The 24040-nt window shown below is 58.6% G+C and carries 25 protein-coding genes; 14 read left to right on the plus strand and 11 right to left on the minus strand.

Annotated elements, in window-relative coordinates; translation table 11 throughout:
- Window positions 1-32: 32 nt before the first annotated feature.
- The gene (locus HJA_RS12315) at window positions 33-1052 is read right to left on the minus strand and encodes a DUF2804 domain-containing protein (RefSeq protein WP_035582679.1); all 1020 of its coding nucleotides are present in this window, start codon (window positions 1050-1052) and stop codon (window positions 33-35) included.
- Between the two features lie 257 nt (window positions 1053-1309).
- On the opposite strand from HJA_RS12315, the gene HJA_RS18085 reads away from it, so the two are divergent.
- From HJA_RS18085 to HJA_RS12345, 6 genes are all read left to right on the plus strand, one after another.
- Window positions 1310-2611 (plus strand): septal ring lytic transglycosylase RlpA family protein, encoded by a 1302-nt coding sequence (locus HJA_RS18085; protein WP_051597644.1) that lies wholly within the window; start codon window positions 1310-1312, stop codon window positions 2609-2611.
- Window positions 2612-2722: 111 nt separating this feature from the next.
- Window positions 2723-3892, plus strand: coding sequence for a D-alanyl-D-alanine carboxypeptidase family protein (locus HJA_RS12325; RefSeq protein ID WP_035582811.1), 1170 nt, complete (start codon window positions 2723-2725; stop codon window positions 3890-3892).
- The gene (gene tmk / locus HJA_RS12330) at window positions 3889-4539 is read left to right on the plus strand and encodes a dTMP kinase (RefSeq protein ID WP_035582681.1); all 651 of its coding nucleotides are present in this window, start codon (window positions 3889-3891) and stop codon (window positions 4537-4539) included. The genes HJA_RS12325 and tmk overlap by 4 nt, the downstream gene beginning before the upstream one ends.
- Window positions 4536-5468, plus strand: a complete 933-nt coding sequence (locus tag HJA_RS12335; protein WP_051597645.1) for a hypothetical protein — start codon at window positions 4536-4538, stop codon at window positions 5466-5468. The genes tmk and HJA_RS12335 overlap by 4 nt, the downstream gene beginning before the upstream one ends.
- Window positions 5469-5480: 12 nt before the next feature.
- A complete protein-coding gene (locus tag HJA_RS12340; protein ID WP_035582683.1) occupies window positions 5481-6257 on the plus strand; it encodes a TatD family hydrolase in 777 nt (258 codons plus the stop codon).
- Window positions 6254-7057 (plus strand): MBL fold metallo-hydrolase, encoded by an 804-nt coding sequence (locus HJA_RS12345; RefSeq protein ID WP_035582684.1) that lies wholly within the window; start codon window positions 6254-6256, stop codon window positions 7055-7057. The genes HJA_RS12340 and HJA_RS12345 overlap by 4 nt, the downstream gene beginning before the upstream one ends.
- A gap of 208 nt (window positions 7058-7265) precedes the next feature.
- On the opposite strand, the gene HJA_RS12350 is transcribed toward HJA_RS12345, so the two are convergent.
- From HJA_RS12350 to HJA_RS12365, 4 genes are all read right to left on the minus strand, one after another.
- On the minus strand, window positions 7266-7691 hold the full coding sequence (locus HJA_RS12350; RefSeq protein ID WP_081814681.1) for a response regulator: 426 nt from the start codon (window positions 7689-7691) through the stop codon (window positions 7266-7268).
- 66 nt (window positions 7692-7757) lie between these two features.
- The gene (locus tag HJA_RS12355) at window positions 7758-8390 is read right to left on the minus strand and encodes a response regulator transcription factor (protein WP_035582686.1); all 633 of its coding nucleotides are present in this window, start codon (window positions 8388-8390) and stop codon (window positions 7758-7760) included.
- The gene (locus HJA_RS12360; protein ID WP_051597647.1) at window positions 8387-9538 is read right to left on the minus strand and encodes a PAS domain-containing sensor histidine kinase; all 1152 of its coding nucleotides are present in this window, start codon (window positions 9536-9538) and stop codon (window positions 8387-8389) included. The genes HJA_RS12355 and HJA_RS12360 overlap by 4 nt, the downstream gene beginning before the upstream one ends.
- Window positions 9539-9593: 55 nt before the next feature.
- Entirely contained in the window at window positions 9594-9860 is a 267-nt protein-coding gene (locus tag HJA_RS12365; protein WP_035582687.1) for a hypothetical protein, read from the minus strand.
- A 269-nt stretch (window positions 9861-10129) separates the two neighbouring features.
- Between HJA_RS12365 and ccoN the strand changes: the two genes are divergently transcribed.
- The 8 genes from ccoN to ccoS are packed head-to-tail and all read left to right on the plus strand — an operon-like array spanning window position 10130 to window position 17867.
- Window positions 10130-11680 carry a cytochrome-c oxidase, cbb3-type subunit I gene (gene ccoN / locus HJA_RS12370; protein WP_162177058.1) on the plus strand — a complete coding sequence of 517 codons (1551 nt, stop codon included), beginning with the start codon at window positions 10130-10132 and terminating at the stop codon, window positions 11678-11680.
- 11 nt (window positions 11681-11691) lie between these two features.
- Window positions 11692-12459 (plus strand): cytochrome-c oxidase, cbb3-type subunit II, encoded by a 768-nt coding sequence (gene ccoO, locus HJA_RS12375; RefSeq protein WP_034763848.1) that lies wholly within the window; start codon window positions 11692-11694, stop codon window positions 12457-12459.
- A gap of 11 nt (window positions 12460-12470) precedes the next feature.
- Complete coding sequence (locus HJA_RS12380; protein ID WP_035582689.1) at window positions 12471-12632, plus strand: cbb3-type cytochrome c oxidase subunit 3; 162 nt, start codon at window positions 12471-12473, stop codon at window positions 12630-12632.
- Window positions 12625-13512 (plus strand): cytochrome-c oxidase, cbb3-type subunit III, encoded by an 888-nt coding sequence (gene ccoP, locus HJA_RS12385; RefSeq protein ID WP_035582691.1) that lies wholly within the window; start codon window positions 12625-12627, stop codon window positions 13510-13512. Before HJA_RS12380 ends, ccoP begins: the two co-directional genes overlap by 8 nt.
- A 33-nt stretch (window positions 13513-13545) precedes the next feature.
- A complete protein-coding gene (gene ccoG, locus HJA_RS12390) occupies window positions 13546-14991 on the plus strand; it encodes a cytochrome c oxidase accessory protein CcoG (RefSeq protein WP_051597649.1) in 1446 nt (481 codons plus the stop codon).
- Window positions 14991-15500, plus strand: coding sequence for a FixH family protein (locus tag HJA_RS18090; protein ID WP_051597650.1), 510 nt, complete (start codon window positions 14991-14993; stop codon window positions 15498-15500). The genes ccoG and HJA_RS18090 overlap by 1 nt, the downstream gene beginning before the upstream one ends.
- A complete protein-coding gene (locus HJA_RS12400; RefSeq protein ID WP_051597651.1) occupies window positions 15497-17713 on the plus strand; it encodes a heavy metal translocating P-type ATPase in 2217 nt (738 codons plus the stop codon). Before HJA_RS18090 ends, HJA_RS12400 begins: the two co-directional genes overlap by 4 nt.
- Before the next feature lies 1 nt (window position 17714).
- Window positions 17715-17867, plus strand: coding sequence for a cbb3-type cytochrome oxidase assembly protein CcoS (gene ccoS, locus HJA_RS12405; RefSeq protein ID WP_035582692.1), 153 nt, complete (start codon window positions 17715-17717; stop codon window positions 17865-17867).
- Here the strand turns inward: ccoS and HJA_RS18390 are convergent.
- From HJA_RS18390 to lpdA, 6 genes are all read right to left on the minus strand, one after another.
- A complete protein-coding gene (locus HJA_RS18390) occupies window positions 17864-18793 on the minus strand; it encodes a 5-oxoprolinase subunit C family protein (RefSeq protein WP_081814682.1) in 930 nt (309 codons plus the stop codon). The two genes, ccoS and HJA_RS18390, sit on opposite strands and share 4 nt — an antisense overlap.
- 1 nt (window position 18794) lies before the next feature.
- The gene (locus HJA_RS12415; protein WP_081814683.1) at window positions 18795-19427 is read right to left on the minus strand and encodes a carboxyltransferase domain-containing protein; all 633 of its coding nucleotides are present in this window, start codon (window positions 19425-19427) and stop codon (window positions 18795-18797) included.
- A 3-nt stretch (window positions 19428-19430) separates the two neighbouring features.
- The gene (pxpA, locus tag HJA_RS18395; RefSeq protein WP_035582694.1) at window positions 19431-20183 is read right to left on the minus strand and encodes a 5-oxoprolinase subunit PxpA; all 753 of its coding nucleotides are present in this window, start codon (window positions 20181-20183) and stop codon (window positions 19431-19433) included.
- Window positions 20180-21388, minus strand: coding sequence for an Nramp family divalent metal transporter (locus HJA_RS12425; protein ID WP_035582696.1), 1209 nt, complete (start codon window positions 21386-21388; stop codon window positions 20180-20182). The genes pxpA and HJA_RS12425 overlap by 4 nt, the downstream gene beginning before the upstream one ends.
- Window positions 21385-22440, minus strand: coding sequence for a DUF2891 domain-containing protein (locus tag HJA_RS12430; protein ID WP_241764354.1), 1056 nt, complete (start codon window positions 22438-22440; stop codon window positions 21385-21387). Before HJA_RS12430 ends, HJA_RS12425 begins: the two co-directional genes overlap by 4 nt.
- Window positions 22441-22612: 172 nt before the next feature.
- Window positions 22613-24028, minus strand: a complete 1416-nt coding sequence (gene lpdA, locus HJA_RS12435) for a dihydrolipoyl dehydrogenase (RefSeq protein WP_035582699.1) — start codon at window positions 24026-24028, stop codon at window positions 22613-22615.
- Window positions 24029-24040: the final 12 nt, after the last annotated feature.

The following is a 24040-nucleotide window of genomic DNA, read 5'->3' on the forward strand; positions in this document are numbered from 1 at the left end:
ACAGATTTGTTCCAGGAACCAGCTGTTTCGCGTTACCAGCGGTTCCGCACTTCTTCCGCAAAACCGGGCAGGGCGTCGATCTTCAGTGTTGAGCCATCGTCCAGTTTCACGTCGCCGGAAAACAAGCCGAACACCTGGTCCTGAGATGTCTTGAACAGGCCGAGGTCTGTCGTGTGATGGCGATTGACGATCGGCTCGAAGTGTAGCTCGAACCGGCCATCATTACTGGTGAAGCGCCAAGGCGCCGAATCCGGAGGACCGTTCGGCATGAGGAACGTCACCTGGTCCAGCTTGTGCGCCTTGCCGTCCACAAACACCATGTTTTCGGACGCCGCAGACGTATCACCGAAGCCGTAACCGATATTGAAGCCGACGCAGCGTTCCCCGCACATGCCGGAGGCTGATCCCCAGTACCAGACATTACTGTAGGTCCACACGCCTCGCCCCCAGTCCAGGACCCCGAAGGCGGCGCTCGGCGAGAATTGGTGAACCTCGCTACCGATCCTGATTTCTCCGGTGGCAGGCAGACAGTTGATCTTTTGATTGTAGTAGAATGCCTTGGGCGCATTGGCGAAGGGCGTGGCAATGACCATGCGGTCCATCTGAGGCTGCGCCAGCCACAATTCTCCCTTCAGGCCGCGGCCGCCATCAAAGCGCGGCGCATCCACAATCAGGCGGCGTCCGCCTGGCTCGTGCAGAAAGCTCAGCGACATGTCTTTGTGGTTCTGGACGATGTCACCGCTATCGGCAGACTCGGGCAGGTCCATCCGGCCCATCGGAAAAGGGATCACCGCACCATCATTCACTGCTGTCCCGCTCTTGAGATCCATCCAGGACGTGCCGAGGAAACCAAGATAGCTATTATCAGCAACGGTGAGGGCAAGACCGAATTCCGGTGTGAGGATACAGTAATAGTCCCATTCCTTGATCCGGAGGCCATGCGCCCGGATGGCGGACCTCTCATATTGGCGAACTTCCTCGGTGGCCCAACCACGCTCAACCAAACGGCCGCGCGCATCGAGCAGGGGGCCTTTTCCAAGTCTTTGCTGCATTCCGTTCACTCCCCCTGGTGGTGCCGATAGCGGTCTTCGCTCGCTCTGATTGATGTTCTATCTCTTCACCTGTGTTTCCGGGATCCGGCAAGAGCGCGGCTTGAAAAGATGTAAACAACCGGTAACCGTAATCTCCGGATCCTTCAGGTGAGGTTCATAAGGCCTGCACCACACTATGCTACAGAGGGTTCGCTGGAGGGCAGAAAAGCCGTCCCAAAGGGTCATCAAATGACCCGCAGCTCAGAATGAGGTGAACCTTGAAGACCGTTTCTTCCGCTTCGAAATCTCTGCACCTGACGTCGCTGGTCATGGCTGGCGCAGTCGCAATTTCTGTGGTGGCACCCGCACATGCTGATCGCCGGAACCCGGCTCCGATCGTTTACGCGACTGGCACATCACCTTATCCAGCCGGGAAGCCGCAGTATATTGAGCCAAGCCGGTCTGCAGATGCTTCCGCGAAGAAACAGGCCCGGATACAGTTCCGGTATCCTGGTTCACCCGTTTCGCCTCAGCCGCAAACCCAACCGGCAGAGCAGGGGGCGGCTCGTGAATATGCGAGCATTAAGGCCCCGTCCCCGAACTATTCCAACCAGCCCGTGTCGGCAGGCAACAGTTTCGACGCCCGCGCTGCAGCAGCCCGTATCGAAGCCGAGCGCTCCATCTCTGCAATCGAAAGCGAAGCCTTGCCGAGCCTGCAGGAAGTTGCTGCGCCGGCGCCTGCACCTGTTCAGATCCAGCCGGTTCCTGCTCCTGCGCCCCAGCAATTTCAGCAGGGGCCTCGCCAGCTGACACCAGCCGCAGCGTATTCCGTTTCTGCCGAACCGGTACCGGTTTTTGATGAGACTGCCGTGGCGATTGTATATGGCAACGAATTCAACGGCCTGCCGACGGCCAATGGTGAAACCTTTGCACCAGACGCCATGACGGCCGCTCACCCGACATTGCCTCTACCGAGCCTGATTCAGGTTGTGAATACCGAGACCGGAAAAGAGGTCGTCCTTCGGGTAAATGATCGCGGTCCGTTTGAAGATGGCGCTTCGCTTCAGGTTTCTCCCCGCGCCGCCGATGAGCTCGGCATGAACGGGGCAGGGAAGGCTACGCTCAGAGTTCGCTATCTGGGGGCTGCGCCTGTCGTTGCAGCGCCCGCACCGGCTCAGCAGGAATTGGAATATGCTCAAGCTGAAACGCTTCCGGCTGAAGCTGAAACGCAGCTGGCCGCGACCAACGACTTCATGACGCCGGTTGCCTACCAATCCGCACAGGCGGAACCTCAGCGCACGGCTCGGCCCAGCTACACCTACACCCCTCAGCCGGTTGCGGAACCGTCGGGCGATTACTTTGTCCAGATCGGCTCCTTTACGGACATTTCGAACGCGCAAACGCTGAGCAATCGGGTGCAAGCCTCACTTCCGGTCACAATTGTTCCTGCGCGCGTGAATGGCGCGGACTATTTCCGCGTCCGTGTCGGACCGCTGTCGAGCCGTTCAGAAGCCGAACGTGCCCGGCAAGACCTCTCCTATGTCGGAATTGCGCAAGGACGCATTGTTACAGGCGAATAACCGCACGCCGCGCCATTGACCCAGACCACAAACCGGCCCTTTTTCCTGTTTAATCGGAAACTGGGCCGGATTTACTTCCGGCCTCCGAACAGAATGTTGGAGGCCCTTTTGATGAACTTGCCGAAGATCGCCAGAAACACAGTCGCCGCGGCAGCTTTTGCCCTGTCCGGCATCGTCGGTGCCGCCAATGCTCAGATGATGGATACGCCGGCGACCCACGCCGTCATCATGGATCATGAAACCGGTGCGATCCTGTTTTCCAAGGCCGGCCAGGAACCCATGGTCCCTGCTTCCATGACCAAGATGATGACGGCCTATACGGTCTTCGAAATGGTCCGGCGCGGCGAACTTTCCATGAGTGACAAATTCACGGTCAGCGAAAATGCCTGGCGCAAAGGTGGATTTCCGTCAGGCACTTCGACCATGGGACTCGCGCCCGGTGACACGCCAACGGTCGAGGAGCTTCTGCACGGCATTATCATCATGTCCGGCAATGATGCGTGTATTGTGCTGGCTGAAAACATCTCCGGATCGGAAGAAGCCTTTGCCCGCCGGATGACTGATCTCGCACATGAGCTTGGGCTGAATTCCGCAAACTTTCTCAACGCGACGGGTCTTGAAGCTGTCGGGCATGTCATCTCCGCCGAAGATCTGGCAAAGCTGGCCAAGCTGACGATCGATAATTATCCGGAATACTATGCTTGGTACTCATTGCCCTCTTACTCATGGCGTGACTTCACACAGGCCAACCGGAACCCCTTGCTTGAGGTTTCCGGCGCTGATGGCGTGAAGACAGGCCATCTTGAAGTTTCCGGTTACGGCCTGACTGCCTCTGCAGTTCGCGACGGTGTTCGAAGAACTGTTGTGATCAATGGGTTGCCCTCAATGGCGGCGCGGGCCTCCGAAGGCGAACGTCTGATGCGGATTGCCTTCAGCAGTTTTGACTTGAAGACGCTGACACCGGAGACCGTCGATCTGCCGGATGTGCCTGTATGGCTCGGGGAAACACAAAATGTTCCGGTAAAGCTTGCGGGTGACCTGCGCGTCGCCGGCTATAAGGCCAGCATGGAAAAGGCAAAAGCCGAGATTGTTCTTCCGGGGCCTGTGGAAGCTCCGATCAAAAAGGGCGATGAGCTGGGCCGGCTGGTTGTGACTATTGAAGGGCAACAACCCGTCGAGGCACCCATCATCGCAGATGCGAATGTCAGCAAGCTTGGTTTCTTCGGACGCGCAATTGAAGGCCTCAGCCAGATGCTTGGGGGCGGTGAAAGCCAGCCGTGACCCGGGGACGCTTCATAACGCTGGAGGGCGGTGAAGGCACCGGCAAATCCACATTGCTCACCGCGTTGCGGGAGAAGCTGGAGGCGGCAGGCCGGTCTGTCGTGCAGACGCGGGAGCCGGGCGGCACAGACCTCGCCGAAACAATCCGGAACCTTGTGCTGCATCCGCCGGGAGATCAGACCTGGTCTTCGATGGCCGAAGCCCTTCTCATGAATGCGGCGCGAACGGATCATCTGGAGAAAAAGATAAGGCCCGCACTGGATGCTGGACAATGGGTCCTGTGTGACCGCTTCGCCGACTCCACCCGCGTTTATCAAAGCGTCCAAAGCGGAGTTGGGCCAGCCATACTGACGATGCTGGAAAACGCCGTGCTGGGCGAAACTCGGCCAGATCTCACGCTCGTGCTGGATGCGCCTGTGGAACAGGCAGCCAGGCGGCGGGCTGAACGTGGCGGAACAGCGGATGCTTTTGAACTCAGGGACAAAACATTCCACGAGGCTGTGAGGCAGGCATTTCTAGATATTGCTCACAACGAACCAGATCGTTGTGTTTTGCTGGATGCCTCAAGGACAGCGGAAGAAGTCTCGGAACACGCCTGGCAAGAGATTGAAGTCCGACTGGGCGTAGATCAGGAGGCAAGCGCATGACGGCCGCGCTTCCTCTGATTGGTCACAAAGACGCCGAACGGACGTTTGAAGCAGCAGCCGCCAGTGGCCGCATGCACCACGCCTGGATGATTGAAGGGCCTTCTGGTATCGGAAAAGCGCAATTCGCCATGCGCTGTGCCGCCTGGTTACTTGGCGCTCGCGGACCAGCCGACGCGCCCTTCGATGCCCCCACGGATGATCCGGTCATGTCGCGATGCCTGTCCGGCGGCCATCCGGATCTGCGGATACTGACGCGGGAACTAAATGACAAAGGCAAGCTGAAGCAGGACATCTCAATCGAGCAGATCCGTACCTTCAATGAGTTTTTCACCTACCGGCCGGCGTTGGGAGGCTGGCGGGTCGGCATTGTGGATTCACTGGATGAACTGAATCGGAACTCTGCCAACGCAATACTGAAGACGCTGGAAGAGCCGCCCAAAGCGGCAATCATGTTTCTGATCAATCACGGATCCCGGCCTGTACTCCCAACGATCCGTTCGCGCTGTCGCACGCTCCGGCTGCACACTCTGAACAAGGAAGAGATGGCCGAAGTTCTGAAGCTTCAGGGCTACGAGGAAGATGTTTCGGCAATCCGGCACGGGCGTCCCGGGCTGGCGGTAGAACGCGCCTCGGAAACCTGCCGCATCGCCACCAACGCCGCCCGCACACTTATGACATCCATGCCAAGGCCAAATGATGCACTCGTAACGCGAGCCATACAGGCGGCTGGCACGGATCAAACAGCATTCGCGGCTTTCAGGGATGAGGTTCTGTCGAGACTCGCAGAAGACGCGACAGAGGCACCTCAGAAGTCCCGGGTCTGGCTCAACACCGTGAAGTTGGCCGGAGAAGTCGATGAGCTAAACATGGATCCCGAGCAGGCCGCAGCAAAACTCATTTCCGGTCTTTTGTCAGCACCCGGCCGTTAGCAGATCGAGTCCATGTTTGATACACACGTCAATTTGCACGGCGAGCCTTTCTCTGAAGATCTGGAAGAAGTGCTTGAGCGCGCCCGCGCTGCCGGGGTAACGAAGTTTCTGGCGATTTGTGATCGGTTCGACAATTTTGAATCCGTTCTCGCCATCGCCCGTTCCCATAAAGACATCTGGTGCTCTGCAGGCGTACATCCGCATCACGCAAAGGACTTTCCGGACCTGACAGTGGAGGCGCTCAAACACGCCGCATCAAATCCGGAAGTTGTCGCCATTGGTGAAACGGGCCTCGACTTTCATTACGGGTACAGCGCTGAGCAAGATCAGGTGATCTGTCTGCGCAAACATATTTCTGCAGCACGCGACACCGGTCTACCCCTGATCCTTCACACGCGTGAAGCCGACGAATTGATGGCAGACATACTCGAAGACGAGTACAAGAAGGGAGCGTTCCAGCCGTTGCTGCATTGCTACACAGGTGGAGCGGCCCTTGCTCAGCGAGCATTGGCATTAGGCGCCTATGTGTCTGTGTCCGGAATTCTCTCATTCAAGAGTGCGCGAGACGTTCGGGCCGTCATCGCAGACGTCCCAATGGACAGAATTATTCTTGAGACGGATTGCCCTTATCTGGCGCCCGTTCCAATGCGAGGGAGACGCAATGAGCCCGCCTATCTGACGCATGTGGCGGAAGCACTCGCGGATCTAAAAGAACTTCCCGTTGATGAAGTCAAACAGATTACGGATGAGAATGCCGTTCGGCTGTTTGACAAGGTCTCCAAGCAATGACTGCAGGATTTCGCTGCACGCTGCTCGGCACAGGCTCTTCAGGCGGCGTGCCGCGAGTTGGGGGGGATTGGGGGGTGTGCGATCCGGCCGAGCCAAAAAACCGCCGCCGGCGCTGCAGCGTACTGGTCGAAAAAGAGGACGAGTACGGTGGCGTGACGTCTGTTCTGATCGACACTTCGCCGGACCTGCGTGAGCAGCTTCTGGATGCTGGCGTCACCAAACTGGACGCGCTTGTTTACACGCACGAGCATGCGGACCAAGTGCACGGAATAGATGATGTCCGGCCGCTGGTTATCCGCCAACGCGCCGCGCTGCCAACATTCATGAATGCCGCGACGCGCGAAATCCTTACAAAACGATTTGATTATTGCTTTGAAGGCATGGGGGGATATCCGCCGATACTTGATCTTCAGCCAGATATTTCAGCGTATACGCCTTTCCAGATTTCCGGAGCAGGCGGCAATATTTCCATGTTGCCGGTCGACATGGAGCACGGCCGTATCCGCTGCCTTGGTTTCAGGATCAATGATTTCGCTTATTGTAATGATGTAAGTGGCCTGCCCGAACGCACGAAAACCGCGCTGATGGGGCTGGACACCTTGGTCATCGATGCGCTGCGCTACACCGACCATCCAACCCACGCCAATGTCGCGAAAGCACTGGACTGGATTGCGGAACTGAAACCCCGTGCAGCCGTGCTGACCAATATGCACGTGGATCTGGACTATGAGACCCTGAAGAGGGAGCTGCCGGAATCTGTCGAGCCTGGCTTCGACGGAATGGTCCTGGAGATCAGATAAACCCGGCGCTACGCACAGCAATCCAATTTCCCATAATGATGATTATGCGACTTACGGATATAAAAGTCCTGCAATCTCTGGGCTTTATGCGATCCCGTGGTGGCGTCTGGTTCTTTCGGCATCGTTGCAGTCATCCGGTCTGCCTGCGATCCACAGTCAGACCCGCGATCATCAACACGAGAGCCGGAGTTTGCTGTGAAAGGTTTTGTTAAGCTGCGCCTTCAGCTTTTGGGCGCCGGCGCGGCACCCCTTCCCCGCCTTGCGGCGGTCCGATCAGCGAAAACAGAATATGGTCCAGCATCGGTTTCCGGATGAAAGCTGCGAATCCAGCCTCAATGGCCAGTCGTTCCAGCCCCGATGTTTCCCAGCCTGAAACCATTGCCGCCGGCGTGTTGACACCCTCCCCTCGTAAAGCGCGCAAAACGTCCACGCCTGAGAGGTCTTCCATCTTGTAATCAATCAGCAAGAAATCGAAGGAGTTCTTGAGGGGCGAACCCAGGAATTCCGCACCGCTGGCAAAGGCCATCGCCGCATAACCTCTTGCGGTCAGCAATAGAGACAATGATCGGCGTACGGCGTCGCTGTCGTCTATGACGGCAACGTTCTTTGGTCTGTTCAGCAAAGCGTTCGACATGGCCACCCAACAACAGGACTATCGAACCTGCATGTTGGCGGAACGGCGTGTTTCTGTCTTTAGGTACTAGTCCGTAACCTTGCCTTGAAAGCCGATACCGGCAGCGAACGCGATACGCAGTACGCCTGAGAGGCTGGTTGCGCCAAGCTTCTCCATCAGGTTCGCGCGGTGGATCTCAACCGTGCGTGGTGAGATGTCCAGGGAATCGGCAATGGACTTGTTTGTGTGTCCATCGACCAGGCCCTCAAGAACCTCTCGCTCGCGCGGTGTGAGGTGCTCGATCTTGCCTCGGGCCTCATCCACAAGGAGGTCACGCTCCGAACGCTCCTGAAGGCGTTGGAAAGCGCGATTGAGGGCCTCTACAAGAGTTTGTTTTTCATAAGGTTTCTCAACAAAGTCCACAGCGCCGGCCTTCATGGCCTTCACTGCGACATTCACGTCTCCATGCCCAGTCAGAACGATGACCGGCATGGCAATACCCCGGGCATTGAGCTGCTCCTGAACTTCCAGTCCGTCCATGCGGGGCATCTGTACATCCAGGAGGATGCAGCCGGCCTGGGCCTCATCAGCCACTTCGAGAAACGCCACACCATCGGAATAGGTTTTCACGGCAAATCCGGCATGACGAAGCATGAAGCTGGCCGAGTGTCGGACAGCATCGTCATCGTCTACGAGGTGGATCAGTTTTTGTTCACTCATGAAGTTCCACTAGCGGTATCCTGCCTGAGTGTGAACCGAAAACACGTACCACCCTCAGCTGCAGGAGTCGCTTCGATCTTGCCGCCATGGGCTTCAATAATGGTCTGACAGATCGACAAACCCAGTCCCATGCCCTGGGATTTGGATGTCATGAAGGGTTTGAAGAGAGTCTTCCGGACGTCGTCAGACATGCCCGGTCCATTGTCGCACACTTCAACGGTCACAAAGGACTCGGGATGTTTCCGTGCGGCGACCCGCATCTTGGGCGACGAAACGCCATGCAAGGCTTCGCCAGCATTGCGAAGCAGGTTGATAACAACCTGCTGCACCTGAATCGGATCAGCCAGGACCGCTCCAAGGTCCGGCTCAATGTCTTTGTCGATCGGAATGTCCGCCATATCTCCGGAGATTCGGGCAAGGGCGATCGAATCGATCAGCAACGGCGCGAGCGCTACGGACCGCGCATCGATTTCACCGCGGGACACATAGCCGCGCAGCTTGCGTACAATTTCGCCCGCACGAACGGCCTGACGAGAGGCCTCATCCAGCGCTTCATGAAGAATTTCGCGCGCATTATCCGAATCGGAATCGAGCAAGTCACGTGCCGCTTCGAGGTAGTTCGCGACCGCTGTGAGAGGCTGGTTCAGTTCGTGGGCGAGCGCTGAGGCCATCGTACCTACCGCGCTCATACGTGAGAAATGCACCAGTTCGGCCTGCATTTCCTGCATGCGCAATTCATTGCGGCGTTGCTCGGAAAGGTCGCGGACGAAGGCGGTGAAAAGGTAATGATCGCCGACCCTGGCTTCCCCGATCTTGAGGTCAACCGGGAAGATCGTGCCATCTGATCGCTTCGCTGAAACGACCCGGCCAACGCCGATGATGTGGCGCTTTCCGGTCTCGAGGTAATTATTGACGTAGGTCTGGTGGTTGGCTTCGTCGTGCCCGCCCATAAGCAAGCTGACATCCTCACCAATCACTTCTTCAGCCTTGTAAGAAAAGAGTTTTTCTGCCGCGCTAGAAAAAGCGAGGATCTTCCCGTTTTCGTTGATTACGATCATGCCGTCAGGCACCGAGGCCAGAATCGACCTCAGGTGCAGCTGCAGCGCTTCAAGATCTGTCGATACCGCGTTGCTGGTGAAATCGGTCAAGTGCCTGGTACCCAGTAAGCCGTATCAGAAGGTGGAACGAGCGCTGCCTGGCCGGTCAACGGCGAACGGCAAGCATCTTACGGCGGGACGATGCCATGACCATAACCGCAGTATAGGCGATCATCGCGGCACCAATTGCGGCCACCGGACATCCCCAGCAATGCCCGGCGAATGTCAGAAAGGAATCGCCAGCAGCGCCGGACGCAGATCCGCAACGGAAGGCGAGATAGTCTTCCAGAGTCATTGGAGCGTTGGTGTGCTGCCAGATCTTCAACAAACCGGCCACGAGAAGGGCTGTTCCCGTCATAAGCCATTTTGTCATCTGTTTGCTCCTTCGAGTGGATTTGAATACGCTTAGTGAACTAGGCGGATGCGACAGCGAAGCCCATCCGTAGTTTACCGTATACCGGTTTGAAGTCGACACCGGCATCTAGGCGCCAGAATTCCAACGACTCGCAGGGGGTCAATAACGTGAGCACGTTACTAAAAAGACGGTCCTCGGCATTTGCCAGCATTGGCAGTGTCGCGGCCTTTACCAGCATCTTCGCCATACTGGCATTGCTGATCGCTAGCCATGCTGCCGATCCGCTTATGGGCGCACATGCCTGGCTCTTCCTCGGCCTCGCCGTGGCAGGCCTTCTGGCACTTGCACTCTGGGCAGGCAGCCTGGGTGACCGGGATCCATTCGATCAGACGGTCTATGAAGACACGATTGTCAAATTTGGCGTCACGGCTTCCATGTTCTGGGGCATTGCCGGGTTCCTGGTCGGGCTGATTATCGCCCTCCAGCTGGCCTTCCCCAATATTTTCTACTTCGAACAGCTTGGCTGGACGAACTTCGGGCGCCTGCGTCCGCTGCATACTTCCGCGGTCATTTTCGCGTTCGGCGGCAACGTTCTGCTGGCAACCAGCTTCTACGTCGTTCAGCGCACCTGCCGGACACGTCTGGCAGGCGGCATGTGGCCGTGGTTCGTTTTCTGGGGCTACAACCTCTTCATCGTGATTGCCGGCACGGGCTATCTGATGGGAGTTACCCAATCCAAGGAATACGCTGAACCGGAATGGTATGCCGACCTCTGGCTGACCATTGTCTGGGTCGCTTATCTTCTGGTGTTCCTCGGTACGATCTGGAAACGGAAAGAACCCCACATCTATGTGGCCAACTGGTTCTATCTCTCCTTCATCGTCACGATCGCGATGCTACACATCGTCAACAACCTGACGCTGCCAGTTACGCTGACCGGCTCCAAGAGCTACCAGCTCTTCGGCGGGGTTCAGGATGCTCTGACGCAATGGTGGTATGGCCACAACGCTGTGGGCTTCTTCCTGACGACAGGCTTCCTGGCCATCATGTACTACTTCATTCCGAAGCGGGTGCAGCGGCCGGTCTATTCCTACCGTCTGTCGATCGTGCACTTCTGGTCGCTGATCTTCATCTACATCTGGGCTGGTCCGCACCACCTGCACTACACGGCACTGCCGCAGTGGGCGCAGACCTTGGGCATGACCTTCTCGGTGATGCTGTGGATGCCCAGCTGGGGTGGCATGATCAACGGCGTGATGACGCTGTCGGGTGCCTGGGATCGTCTTCGGACTGACCCGGTTGTCCGGATGATGGTCGTCGCCCTCGCCTTCTACGGCATGTCGACTTTCGAAGGTCCGCTGATGAGTGTCCGCGCCGTCAATGCGCTGTCACACTACACGGAATGGGGCATTGCCCACGTTCACTCCGGCTCGATGGGCTGGGTGGGCTTCATCTCCTTCGGTGCGCTCTACTGTGCAACACAGTGGCTCTGGAAGCGGCCGTCCCTCTACTCGCTGAAGCTTGTTGAGTGGCACTTCTGGCTCGCGACCATCGGCATCCTTTTCTACATCGTCGCGATGTACTTTGCCGGTATCCTCGAAGGCCTGATGTGGCGTGCCTATAACGAGTACGGCTTCCTCGAGTACAGCTTCGTGGAAACTGTCGAAGCCAAGCACATCAGCTACATCATCCGCGCTCTGGGCGGCAGCCTGTACCTCACGGGTGCGCTGATCATGGCCTACAACCTCGTCCGCACGGCTCTCGGCCACGGCGCTGCCGCTGAAGGCACCCGTCCCGTCGATGCACCGGCCGCCGCGACGCTTCAGCCCGCTGAATAGGAGACTTACTCATGGGCTTGATGAAAAAGCACGAAACGCTTGAGCGTCACTCTCTGGCTCTCACGCTGGGTATCCTGGTCACTGTCGCCATCGGCGGGATCGTGGAAATCGCACCACTCTTCTATCTCGAGAACACGATCGAGAAAGTTGAAGGGATGCGCCCGTACACGCCGCTCGAACTGGCCGGCCGCAATGTCTACATCCGCGAGGGCTGTTATGTCTGCCACTCGCAGATGGTGCGGCCTCTCCGGGACGAGGTCGAACGTTACGGCCACTACTCCCTGGCTGCAGAGAGCATGTATGACCATCCGTTCCAGTGGGGCTCCAAGCGGACGGGGCCTGACCTGGCCCGCGTTGGCGGCAAGTATTCCGACACCTGGCACGTGGATCACCTCAAGGATCCGCAGTCCATGGTTCCGGAATCGGTAATGCCACCTTACGCGTTTCTCGCTGACAATACGCTTCACTTTGAAACGATCGACGACCACCTGAAGGCGCTTCGCTTCGAAGGGGTTCCGTACACCGACGAAATGATCGAGAACGCCCAGGCCGACCTGATCGCGCAAGCTGATCCTGATGCAGACTACGACGCGCAGGATGCGCTCGTGGCCCGCTATGAAGAGGCTGCCGGTCGCGAAGGCACGGTCCGGATCGCCGACTATGACGGCAATCCGGAAAAAGTGACGGAACTCGATGCGCTCGTCGCCTACCTCCAGATGGTCGGCACGCTGGTGGACTTCTCCACCTATGAAGCCGACGACCTGGATAATCGCAGGTAAGGGGCAGGGCCATGTATGAGATTCTGTCAAAATTTGCCCAGACATGGGGCCTGGGCTTCTTCGTTCTGATGTTCGCAGTCGCTGTCGCGTACGCATTGTGGCCGTCAAACAAGGAAAAATTCCAAGCAGCGGCCCGTTGGCCGCTCGATGAAGGGGAACCTGGAGATGAGTGAGACCGACAAGGAAGTTGATGCCCTGTCCGGCGTGGAAACAACCGGGCATTCCTGGGATGGTATCAAGGAGCTGAACAACCCCCTTCCCCGCTGGTGGCTGTATATCTGGTATGGCACGATCTTCTGGGCGATCCTCTACATGATCGCCATGCCAGCCCTGCCGTCGCTTCCGGGTATGGGAAGCCGGAACACGCCCGGTGTTCTCGGCATGTCCGACCGGGACGCGGTCGCTGAAAGCGTCGCCTCTCTGCATGCTGAACGTAGTGCAGCTTCGGCTCAGCTGCTGGATGCATCTCTGCAGGACATTCAGAACAATCTGGACCTGCAGCAGTTTGCGATGGCCATGGGCGAAAGTGCCTTCGGCGATAACTGCGCCACGTGCCACGGCTCTGGCGGACGCGGTGCCAAGGGCTACCCGATGCTGGCAGACGATGTCTGGCTCTGGGACGGTACGCTCGATGGTATTGAGCAGACGATTCGTCACGGTATCCGTCATGAAGAAGATCCGGATACCCGGTTCTCCGCCATGCCGGCTTTCGGCCGCGACGGCCTGCTGACCTCGGCCCAGATCGATGACCTGGTACAGTATGTTCTCAGTGTCAGCGGTCATGAAGCCAACGCGGCTGCCGTCGCCAGGGGAGACGAACTGTTCCTGACGAACTGCGCAAGCTGTCACGGTATGGATGCAGAAGGCTCTCGCGATGTCGGCGCCCCGAACCTGACTGACGCCGACTGGCTCTATGGTTCGAACCCGGAAGACATCCGCGCCACCATCACGAATGCCCGTAACTCCCATATGCCAGCATGGCAGGGTCGTCTCGACGACGCCACCATCAAGGCACTGGCTGTTTACGTGCACTCCCTCGGTGGCGGTGAGTAAGACGAGTAATCGAAGTATATTGGTGCCCAGGTAATGACGACTGTCATCGATCACACGAAGTCCAACGCGACACCGCCGTCCCTCTATGAAGGGCGGAAGCAGATCTACCCGAAACTTGCCCATGGCAAATTCCGGATGATCAAGTGGGTCGTGATGGCCGTCACCCTGGGCATCTATTATGCCCTGCCTTGGATCCGCTGGAACCGCGGCGAGGGCATTCCGGATCAAGCCGTCCTGGCAGATTTCGAAGGCGAGAAGTTCTACTTCTTCTGGTTCGAAATCTGGCCTCAGGAACTCTATTACCTGGCCGGATTGCTCATTATCGGTGCGCTCGGTCTGTTCCTCGTAACATCTCTGTTCGGACGTGCATGGTGTGGCTACACCTGCCCTCAGACGGTCTGGACCGACCTTTACATCTGGGTTGAACGAGCGTTCGAAGGTGACCGCGCAGCCCGCATGCGTCTCGATGCGCAACCCTGGTCGTTCAACAAAGCCTGGCGGAAGCTGGGCAAACATTTGATCTGGCTGGTCATCGCCTTCTGGACAGGCGGTGCGTTCGTTCTTTACTGGCACGATGCACCAACCGTCGCAAAAGGCTGGTTCACCGGCGAAGCTCCGCTGACGGCCTATTTCTTTGCGGGCATCCTGACCTTCACGACCTACTTCCTCGCTGGCTGGATGCGGGAACAGGTCTGTACATATATGTGCCCATGGCCACGTATTCAGGGCGCCCTGACCGATGAGAATGCGCTGAATGTGACCTACCGCTTCGACCGGGGTGAACCGCGCGGCCCACACCGCAAGAACGAAAGCTGGGAAGGCCGCGGCGACTGCATTGACTGCAAACAGTGCGTGCAGGTCTGCCCGATGGGTATCGACATCCGCGATGGCGCTCAGCTTGAGTGCATCCATTGCGCGCTCTGCATCGATGCCTGCGATGACATTATGAAAAAGATCGGGCGGCCGACCGGTCTCATCGCATACGATACGGACATCGCCGTTGCTGAGAGAGCTGCCGGACGCAAACCAACTTACAAGATTTTCCGCGTCCGTACGATGCTGTACGCCACCCTGATGCTCATCATCGCTGCGATGGTCGGCTTTGGCTATTTCAACAAATCCACCTTCGAAGTGAATGTTCTGAAAGACCGGTCACCGCCATTTGTCCGTCTATCCAGCGGTGATATCCGGAATGGCTATACGCTCAAACTGGTCAACAAGGCCTCCGGTCGGCGCCATGTTGCGGTTGAGATTGACGGCCTGGATGGTGCGTCACTTCAGATGGTCGGCCTTGAAACCGAAGAGAATGGCACCGTCGAACTCGATCTTGGCGCACACCGTGTGGAACGGTTCCGCATGCTGGTTACCCGCACGCCAGAAGGCACGGCACCACGGGTCAACTACACAGTGATTGTCCGCGATACTGAAACTGGCGAAGCTGAAGACGCTGCGGCTGTCTTTGTTCAGGGAGAGAACTGATGCCTGCCTCTGCAACCCGCAAACAGTTCCGCCTGAACGGATGGCACGTCTTCCTGATGCTGTGCGCATTCTTCGGGTTCATGTTCATCGTCAACGGGATCTTCCTGTGGGCGGCCCTGAGCTCGTTCCCGGGAGAAGACGAACAGAAATCCTACGTCCAGGGCCTTCACTATAACGAGACCATTTCGGCGCGCCGGATCCAGGAAGAACAGGGCTGGTCAGCTCAAATCGGCCTTACCCCGACAGAGATGGGCGACCGGCTGGTGGTGCGCATCCTCAATCGGGACGACGCCCCACTCGCAACACAGGATATTCAGGCTCAACTGCGCCGCACCGTTACCGGCGCGGAAGATGTTCCGGTCGAACTTCAGCGCAGCGCAAACGGCGACTATTTTGCCGACATCAGCCTGCTCGAGAAAGGCGTATGGGAAGCGCGAGTGCAAGCAAGCATCCCATATGGTACAGATCAGGTTGAGTTCACAGCGAGCAAGAAACTGATCATTCCATGAGCACGACGGACGTCCTCGCGCATACGCGTGACTGGTCCCTCAGCGACACACCAGATCAGGAGTCGCCATATTCGGGCCTGTCCGCTTTTGTGCAGAAAAGCGGCAAATCCCAACACCTGGAGCTTCATGTTTCAGGCGCCAAATGTGCGGGATGCCTGGCCAAGATAGAAAAATCTGTCGGCGCCCTTGAGGGCGTCTCCGAAGCCCGGCTGAACCTCTCCACAGGCAAGTTCAACATCACCTGGCAAGGTCCCCTGCCCGCGTCACAAATTGCCGAAACCGTATCGGGTCTTGGTTATGGAGTGAGTGCCGCAGCGGAGACCGACGCTGATGAGGTACAGCGCAAGGAAGAGAGAGACCTTCTTCTGGCGATGGGCGTTGCCGCATTTGCAGCGGCCAACATCATGCTGCTTTCTGTTTCTGTCTGGTCCGGCGCCGGTGAGATGGGTAGCAACACCAAGCAAATCATGCATGCGATTTCAGGTGTGATTGCACTGCCGGCAATTGTATTCTCCGGGCGGCCCTTTTTCCGGTCGGCCTGGTCTGTCCTGAGACGCGGCCGGGCCAATATGGATGTGCCAATCTCATTGGCCATCATTCTGGCCTTCACCGTCAGCGTTGTTGAAACAATCCGCGGCGGCGAACACGCCTATTTCGACGCAGCAGCAATGCTGATCTTCTTCCTTCTGATCGGACGGTTTCTTGAAGCCCGCGTCAGACGGCGCGCCTGTTCCGCTGCGAATGATCTTGCCGGCATGTCGAGCCGGGCGGTTACGCGTGTCGACTGCGATGGAAACGCAATCAAGGTGAACCCCGGCGTTGTGGCGCCGGGCGACACAATCCTTCTCGCGCAGGGGGAAAGAGCGGTCGTCGATATGGCGCTCGCCGATGACATCTGCGAGCTGGACGAAAGCCTGGTGACCGGGGAAAGCGCCCCTCACGTCCTCACCAAAGGGATGAGAATTTACGCTGGCTCGGTGAACCTCTCCGGCCCGGTTCAGGCGAAAGCGCTGTCACGCGCCTCGGACTCCCTGCTTGCTGACATCGGACGGATGCTGGAGGCTGGCGAACAGCGGCGCTCGGCCTACCGCCGGATCGCGGACAAGGCTGTCGCCCTCTACGTGCCGTTCGTTCACTCTGCCGCGGCACTGACATTCATTGGCTGGATGCTGGTGGGTGCAGGATTCCGGGAATCCATCCTTATCGCGGTTTCGACCCTGATCATTACCTGCCCCTGCGCCCTCGCCCTCGCTGCACCGGTGGCGCATGTTGTTGCTGCGGGCAAACTCTTCCAGCGTGGTATTTTCCTGAAATCGGGTGACGCGCTGGAGCGTTTCGCTTCCGTCGACCGGATCGTACTGGACAAAACCGGCACGCTTTCACTCGGTGTCCCACAGTTGAACGAATACACGGGCTCACAGGAGATCGCTGATGCCGCCCTGCTCGCGCGCTCAAGCCGCCATCCGCTTTCACGCGCCATCTCAGATGTGGCTGGCCCGGGGCCTGTCGCGCCGGATGTCAAAGAAGTCCCTGGCTGCGGTCTTGAAGCGACTGTCGAAGGCCAATTGTGGCGCCTGGGATCAGGCCGCTGGATTGGCGTAAACAGTGGCGAGACCCACACGCGCAACCTGTATCTGCAGCGCGGTGATGAGGCGCCGGTCGCTCTGGAATTCACCGACCGCCTTATCCCGGGGACGGATCAGGCTATCCGCGCCCTTGAGAACGCGGGATATGAGACGGAAATCCTCTCTGGCGATACCGAGGACAGAGTCCGGGAAGTCGCATCCGAGCTTGGGATTTCCCGCTTCACAGCTGCAGCATCTCCACAGGACAAGGCTGCCTACCTGGAGTCTCTTCGGGATCAGGGGCACAAGGTCCTGATGGTTGGTGACGGCCTCAATGACGCTGGCGCACTCTCCCTGGCGCATGCTTCGGTGACACCCGGCTCCGCGATTGACATCAGCCAGTCTGCTAGCGACGCGGTGTATTCCGGTGGCATTCAGTCCCTGCCGGTTTTACTCAAACTGTCGAAACGCACACGAAGCGTCATGCTCGAAAACTTCACCTTCGCGGCACTATACAATCTGGTCGCGATACCGATTGCCGTCACCGGCCATGCCACACCACTGGTCGCGGCCCTCGCCATGTCATTTTCATCAGTGGCGGTATCACTTAACGCGATCCGCCTCGCAGCATTCACGCAAGACGAGTAAAATGACCGGCATCCTCTTTCTCATTCCGATTGCCCTCTTCATGGGGCTGCTCGGATTAGGAGCATTCATCTGGTCTGTCCGATCAGGGCAATTCGACGATCCTGAAGGATCGGCCAATCGCATTCTGATCGATGATGAAGACAAGCCCCTTTAGAGGCGCAGGTCCGGTATCCAGCTTCTGAAGAACGCCACCTTCTCCCGCAGATCATCTGCAGCTTCTTCGGGCGTCCTTTTCAGGAATTGGATGCGGTCACCTGGCCGGATTTGCCCGAGCACGTGATGATCCGCATGGGTTACCTGCAGAACATGCGGGTACCCCCCTGTCGTCTGCGCATCCTGAAGCAGAATGAATGCCGCGCCGGAAGGCGTCAGCTGGATACCACCGGGAAAGATTGGCGCGCTGGGTCTGAGTGCCGTCTTCTGTAAGCGCGGCCAGGAACCTGTCACTTCAATGCCTGTCCTGTCGGCCCGGCGCGATGCCACGAAGTCCTGTTTTTTATCCCAACCGGCAATCAGGCTTTCATCAGGCCCCGGAACACAGCGCAAGGCAAATCCATGAGAAAAGACCTGCCGCATATGTTCGGGCGTTTCCAGATGTCCTGGGTCGACATCCGAAGCGCTTACAGCAAGGACATCTCCGCTTTTAAGTGCGCGGCCTTCGTATCCGCCAAACGCCGCCGGCAGATAGGTTGACGTGCTTCCCAGAAATGTAGTCCCCGTGAAGCCTCCGGCTACAGCGATGTATACTCGCGCCCCCGCTTCCGCAGAGCCTAGCTCTATGGCATCCCCTGCCCTAACGGACAGGGTCTGGTGCATGGGCTTGGCTTCGCCATTTATCCGAACCGTTACCGGGGCCCCTGTCATCGCAATTTTTGCGTCAGCCTGAGCCGCAAGTGAGAACATGCCGAACGGTATCTCAAGCGAACAGGCATCCGGAGGATTACCCACCAACCTGTTGGCGAGGGCCATGGACAGCGGGTCTGCCGGACCGGACGCTGGCACGCCCATGTGACGCAAACCATGTCGCGGTGCCGCTTGCAGCGTCACCTGAAGCCCCGGCTTTGTTACAACGAAACTCATGTCAGCCGCCCACAAGCTTCAGGCTGATTGGCTGGCCTGCCTGTAGAAGGAAAGGCTCATGTCGTTTTGCGTCGAACAGCCTTTCGTGAACGCGCCCAATAATTGGCCAGCCACCCGGCCCTCCAAGGGCATACAGGCCTATCTGACCGCTCAGCAGCCCGACTGACCCGGCGGGCACCCTTACTCTGGGTACGGAAAGGCGTTCGGCCACCAGGCTTTTGTCCACACCGTCGACATAGGCAAATCCCGGAGTGAATCCGAGCATGTCCACGACCAGATCGCTCTGAATCACTTTTTGCAGAAACGCGTCAGTCGACAGGTTGTTTTGCTGCGCAAGCGCTTCAAGGTCCGGCGCGTTTGCGGATGAGGTGTCCAGCGTGAGCTCAATTGGCTCCCCTGTTCCGGACGATTGTTCCTCATAGCTCTTCAGCCAGTCCTTTAATTGGGCAACAGCCTCCGAGGGAGCGCACATAAAAGGATCGAACCGAACAGCCACGATCTCCTTCCCCGGCACAACATCGAGCCAACGCCCACTTGTGCGCAGTGCCTGAGCAAGCGCATGGCGATGTGCCCTGTCAGCTGGCCTCAGGCACACAGCGTCATCACCAAGAAGGCTAATATTGCAATCGATCACGTCTTAAACCTCGATCGTCACGCCGCGTTCCAGCAAAGACGTCTTAAGCAGGTGCGCCGCACGGGCTGCGCCAGGCGTGTCTCCATGCAGACAAATTGTATCGGCCGAGACTCTGATCATTTCCCCTGTCCGGGCCGTGACACGACGAGACTCAATCAGGTTCAGGACCTGTTTCAGCTGACGCGCGTTATCGGTAATCAGCGCGCCTTCGGTGGTACGGGGTGTCAGGCTGCCATCGGCCTCATAAGAGCGGTCCGCAAATGCCTCAGCGACAAAATGAAGACCAGCCCGTTTTGCGCACGCTTCCAGCTTTGACTCCGGCGGCCCAACAAGTTCCGGAATCTCCGTTTCGAGGCACAGGGAGACCACGCTTTCTGCGAGGGTCTCACTCTTCGCTGCGTCATTGTACAAAGCGCCATGCGGCTTGAGGTGAGAAACCAACGCGCTTCGCTCCCGGGCGATCGCTTTCAGCGTCCTGACCTGAGACATGAGAGAGCGGAAAAGGTCTTGGTCACCAATATTTGCCCGTGATCGGCCGAAACCTTCCCGGTCAGGGTAAGACGGGTGTGCGCCAATTCTCACGCCCCTGGCCTGTGCGGCACGGATAGTTGCGACCATCGTCTCGTCATCACCCGCATGACCTCCGCAGGCGATGCTGCATCGGGTTACAACATCCAGGATTGCACGATCGAGCGCCCGGCCTTCAGGCCCTGGCAATTCGCCGACATCCGCGTTCAGACAAATCGAAGTTCTCATGGCCAGACTCCGAATGCCCGGAGGACAAGCCTCAGTCCGAACCCGCTAGCGATAAGCACAACGACACCGCCGAGCATGTTGCTCCAGAGGCCATTCACATGTTCCCCAAGAATGGATTTCCGGTTCATGGTGACAATCAGAAAGACAGCGACAATCGGCAGTAAGATACCATTCGCAACCTGAGCGACCAGGATCAAGTTTACTGGCTTAAGACCAAGCGACGCTACGAGCGTTCCAATGGCGAGGACAGCCACGGCGATGCCCCGGAAAACGTGTCCGCGATTGCGCAACCCGGTTACTTCGCAAACGGCATAGGCCGTCGCGATCGGGGCTGTTACCGCAGACGACAATCCCGCGGCCAGCAAGCCGGCGCCAACCAGAAGACGCGCAAGTGGGCCGTAGGCCGGTTCCAGGCTCGCGGCCATGTCTGCTGCCCCCTGTATCTGCATGCCGGAGCCAAAGAGGCTGGCCGCGGCTGTGGAGAGGATCAGGATCGAGATCAATCCTCCAAGACCAATCGATGCACGCGTATCAGCGCTTGCCGCACGCAGCGCTTCTGCACCGCCTCCGGGCCATTTCTCACGGACTGAAGCAGCGTGCAGAAACAGATTATACGGAACGATCGTTGTGCCGATGAGCGCAATTGCCGTCAGCAGACTACCGTCCGGCAGGCTCGGTCTCAGGCCTATGAGCATTTGGGGGATGTCCGGACGAACCAGTATCAGGCTCCCCGCAAATGCCAGACTCATCAGGATCACCAATCCGACCAGAAGCCGCTCAAGAAGCTTGTAGCGTCCGATCAAAATGACTGCGGCAGCCAAGCCCGCCAGCGCCCAGACAATGCTACGCTGAGCTGTCTCAGGCAAACCAAATGCTGCCCCTGCTCCAAGTGCGCCGCCGGACAGATTGCCTGCTTCATACGCGGCATTTCCTAGCGCCAGCGCCGCCATCACGAGGATGACAGACAGCCATTTCAGAACAATGGGAGTCCCCGGCGCTATCAGCGCTTCGCCCAGCCCCTTGCCGCTTGCGATCCCCAGCCGGGCCGCCATGTCCTGCAGAACCATGGTGGCGGCAGTTGCAAAGACGAGCGCCCAGATCAGGGCGTAGCCGAAATTCGCTCCGGCCAACGTACAGGCTGTCACCGTCCCTGGCCCGATAAATGCGGCTGCGACGAGTGCGCCGGGACCGAATGGCAGCTTCATTCGACGCGAATGCCCCGGCGAGTTTCCAGATAGGTCGCAAAACTCGCGAGCCAGTGGCTGCCGGAGTAATGCGTATCACTGACCGCAGCGATACCGGTTTCCTTGTGGCGCTCAGCGGCAGCCAGGAGAGCGGCGCGGCGGGGGTCGCTCGGCGGCAAGGCCGACGCGATGCCTTCCAACGCCCAGGCGCGGGAGAGGTTCACGCCGTCAAGGTGGACGAGCTTGCCATCCGAAGGATCGAGCACCATGCCGGGCTCCAGCCAGTCGGCACCGCCATTCACCGGTATCTGCGGCAGGAACAGGCTCAGCCAGGCGGAATATTGCTCTGTGCCCATCACGCGGCGCATGAGGTCCGCCTCCATCAGACAAGGCGAGAGGAAGTCCTCGCCCGAAGGCTCATAGGCCAGCGGGCAGTTCACATCCTTCTCGTGGAAGCCCAGTACTTTGGCGGCCAGCTTCTCCCGGAATTGCATGCGGTCTGCCGTATCCGCCCAGTCAAGCATCAGGCCGAACGCGAAGGCCGTCTGATTGTGAGTGCCGATGCGGATTGGATAGACCAGCTTGTCGAGCCAGGCGGAGGTGTTCGTTTCGATCAGGTCTTCCAGTGGCGAAAGGGTTTGGACCCAGGTCGCGGCTTCCGGGAAGTCCGCTTCGCGTAGTTCACTCATCAGCTGCAGGAACCAGGCCTGGCCATAGGGGCGTTCGAAGCTCGCCCGGTCAGGCGCCTGAAAATAAGCCAGCTCGCCAGCAATGTTATCTGGCGTGAAACTCTGAGACAGCGCATCGATGATCGTCTGACGATATGGTGTTTCCGGGTCGGTGTTGAGGATGCGCACGAGCAGCCAGTGGCCGTGGACCGATGAATGCCAGTCGAAGCAACCATAAAAGGCTGGATAGAACTCCCGTGGCGTACCGGCATCGGCATCGGAGTTCATGAGGTGGCTGACCTTGTTCGGATATTCCTTATGGATGCAGGCCAGCGCCAGGCGAGCGAAACGGTCTGTGACCACCCCTTCCCTCGGCTCCGGCAGGTCTGCGGCAGGTTCGGTCACGGCCGGCTTGTCCTCTTCAGGCGCAGGCTTCGGCGCACATCCCGCCAGGCCCGCTACCAAAACCATACACGCGGCTAGTCTTCCGATCATCTGCAACCCCTGACCTTGATGCACGCATCCTGCGTATCAGGCAGGACGGCGCAAGGGCAAGAAAGCGGCTGTGACGACCCGGCTAGATGTGGAGAACGCGACCCTCGGCGTCGAGGACGGATTCGTGCATCATTTCCGACAGGGTCGGGTGCGGGAAGACGGTGTGTGCGAGGTCCTGCTCGGTCAGCTCGCCCTGCCGCGCGATGACATAGCCCTGGATCAGCTCAGTGACTTCCGCGCCGACCATGTGCGCGCCCAGCAGTTCGCCAGTCTTCTTGTCGAAGACGGTCTTCACGAAGCCGTCCGGCGCCCCGAGGGCGATCGCCTTGCCGTTGCCGATGAAGGGGAAGCGGCCGACCTTGATGTCATAGCCTTTTTCCTTCGCCGCCTTCTCAGTCAGGCCGACGCTGGCGACCTGCGGATGCGAATAGGTGCAGCCCGGCACGTTCCACGGGTCGAACTTCTCGCCATGACCTTTGCCTGCGATGGCTTCGACGCACATGACGCCTTCATGGCTGGCCTTGTGGGCGAGCCAGGGCGGGCCGGTGAGGTCGCCGATGGCGTAGAGGCCGGGCACTCCGGTCTTGCCGAAGCCGTCGACCACGACATGCGTCTTCTCGATCTTCGCGCCGAGCGCTTCGAGGCCCAGATTCTCGACATTGCCGACGATGCCGACAGCAAGGATGATGCGGTCGAATTCCTGCGTCTCCTTCTTGCCGTCCTTGCCCGTGATTTCAGCGGTGACTGTGTTCTTGCCGGGCTTCAGGTTGCCGACCTGCGTACCGGTCAGGATCTTCATTCCCTGCTTCTTGAATTCCTTCTCGGCATGCTTCGAGATTTCCTCGTCTTCCACCGGCAGAATGCGGTCCATGACCTCGACGACAGTCGTCTCCGCACCCAGCTCGTTATAGAAGCTCGCAAACTCAATGCCGATGGCACCGGAGCCGATGACCAGCAGCCGCTTCGGCATCACATCCGGCGTCATGGCTTCGCGATAGGTCCAGACGAGTTTGCCGTCCGCAACGAGGCCAGCCTGCGGGATGTCACGCGCGCGGGCGCCAGTGGCGAGGATAACGTGCCTGGACTGGTAGGAGGTATCCTTCCCGTCCTTGCCCTTCACGATCACCTTCGGCGCAGGCGCACCCTTCTCAAGGCGCGCAGTGCCTTCGAGGACGTCGATCTTGTTCTTCTTCATGAGGAACTTCACGCCGTTCGACAGCTGGTTCGCCACGCCGCGAGAGCGCTTTACGACCGCTTCCAGATCGAAGTCCGCCTTGTCGATGACGAGGCCGAAATCCTTGGCGTGCTTTGCGAGGTAAAGCACTTCGGCTGACCGCAGCAGCGCCTTGGTCGGGATGCAGCCCCAGTTCAGGCAAATGCCGCCCAGCGCCTCGCGCTCGACGATAGCCGTCTTCAGGCCAAGCTGGGTTGCCCGGATCGCTGTAACGTAGCCGCCCGGGCCGGAACCGATAACGATGAGGTCGTATTGGGTGCTCATGAGTTTCCCTTC

The organism is Hyphomonas jannaschiana VP2, from assembly GCF_000685215.1.
Taxonomy (GTDB): domain Bacteria; phylum Pseudomonadota; class Alphaproteobacteria; order Caulobacterales; family Hyphomonadaceae; genus Hyphomonas; species Hyphomonas jannaschiana.

What these genes read in the sequence shown, in the direction of transcription:
- HJA_RS12315 (WP_035582679.1), bottom strand. Translation starts at nt 1,052, where the DNA reads ATGCAGCAAAGACTTGGAAAAGGCCCCCTGCTCGATGCGCGCGGCCGT.
- HJA_RS12325 (WP_035582811.1), top strand. Translation starts at nt 2,723, where the DNA reads ATGAACTTGCCGAAGATCGCCAGAAACACAGTCGCCGCGGCAGCTTTT.
- HJA_RS12335 (WP_051597645.1), top strand. Translation starts at nt 4,536, where the DNA reads ATGACGGCCGCGCTTCCTCTGATTGGTCACAAAGACGCCGAACGGACG.
- HJA_RS12340 (WP_035582683.1), top strand. Translation starts at nt 5,481, where the DNA reads ATGTTTGATACACACGTCAATTTGCACGGCGAGCCTTTCTCTGAAGAT.
- HJA_RS12345 (WP_035582684.1), top strand. Translation starts at nt 6,254, where the DNA reads ATGACTGCAGGATTTCGCTGCACGCTGCTCGGCACAGGCTCTTCAGGC.
- HJA_RS12350 (WP_081814681.1), bottom strand. Translation starts at nt 7,691, where the DNA reads ATGTCGAACGCTTTGCTGAACAGACCAAAGAACGTTGCCGTCATAGAC.
- HJA_RS12355 (WP_035582686.1), bottom strand. Translation starts at nt 8,390, where the DNA reads ATGAGTGAACAAAAACTGATCCACCTCGTAGACGATGACGATGCTGTC.
- HJA_RS12365 (WP_035582687.1), bottom strand. Translation starts at nt 9,860, where the DNA reads ATGACAAAATGGCTTATGACGGGAACAGCCCTTCTCGTGGCCGGTTTG.
- ccoN (WP_162177058.1), top strand. Translation starts at nt 10,130, where the DNA reads ATGGGCGCACATGCCTGGCTCTTCCTCGGCCTCGCCGTGGCAGGCCTT.
- ccoO (WP_034763848.1), top strand. Translation starts at nt 11,692, where the DNA reads ATGGGCTTGATGAAAAAGCACGAAACGCTTGAGCGTCACTCTCTGGCT.
- HJA_RS12380 (WP_035582689.1), top strand. Translation starts at nt 12,471, where the DNA reads ATGTATGAGATTCTGTCAAAATTTGCCCAGACATGGGGCCTGGGCTTC.
- ccoP (WP_035582691.1), top strand. Translation starts at nt 12,625, where the DNA reads ATGAGTGAGACCGACAAGGAAGTTGATGCCCTGTCCGGCGTGGAAACA.
- ccoG (WP_051597649.1), top strand. Translation starts at nt 13,546, where the DNA reads ATGACGACTGTCATCGATCACACGAAGTCCAACGCGACACCGCCGTCC.
- HJA_RS18090 (WP_051597650.1), top strand. Translation starts at nt 14,991, where the DNA reads ATGCCTGCCTCTGCAACCCGCAAACAGTTCCGCCTGAACGGATGGCAC.
- HJA_RS12400 (WP_051597651.1), top strand. Translation starts at nt 15,497, where the DNA reads ATGAGCACGACGGACGTCCTCGCGCATACGCGTGACTGGTCCCTCAGC.
- ccoS (WP_035582692.1), top strand. Translation starts at nt 17,715, where the DNA reads ATGACCGGCATCCTCTTTCTCATTCCGATTGCCCTCTTCATGGGGCTG.
- HJA_RS18390 (WP_081814682.1), bottom strand. Translation starts at nt 18,793, where the DNA reads ATGAGTTTCGTTGTAACAAAGCCGGGGCTTCAGGTGACGCTGCAAGCG.
- pxpA (WP_035582694.1), bottom strand. Translation starts at nt 20,183, where the DNA reads ATGAGAACTTCGATTTGTCTGAACGCGGATGTCGGCGAATTGCCAGGG.
- HJA_RS12425 (WP_035582696.1), bottom strand. Translation starts at nt 21,388, where the DNA reads ATGAAGCTGCCATTCGGTCCCGGCGCACTCGTCGCAGCCGCATTTATC.
- lpdA (WP_035582699.1), bottom strand. Translation starts at nt 24,028, where the DNA reads ATGAGCACCCAATACGACCTCATCGTTATCGGTTCCGGCCCGGGCGGC.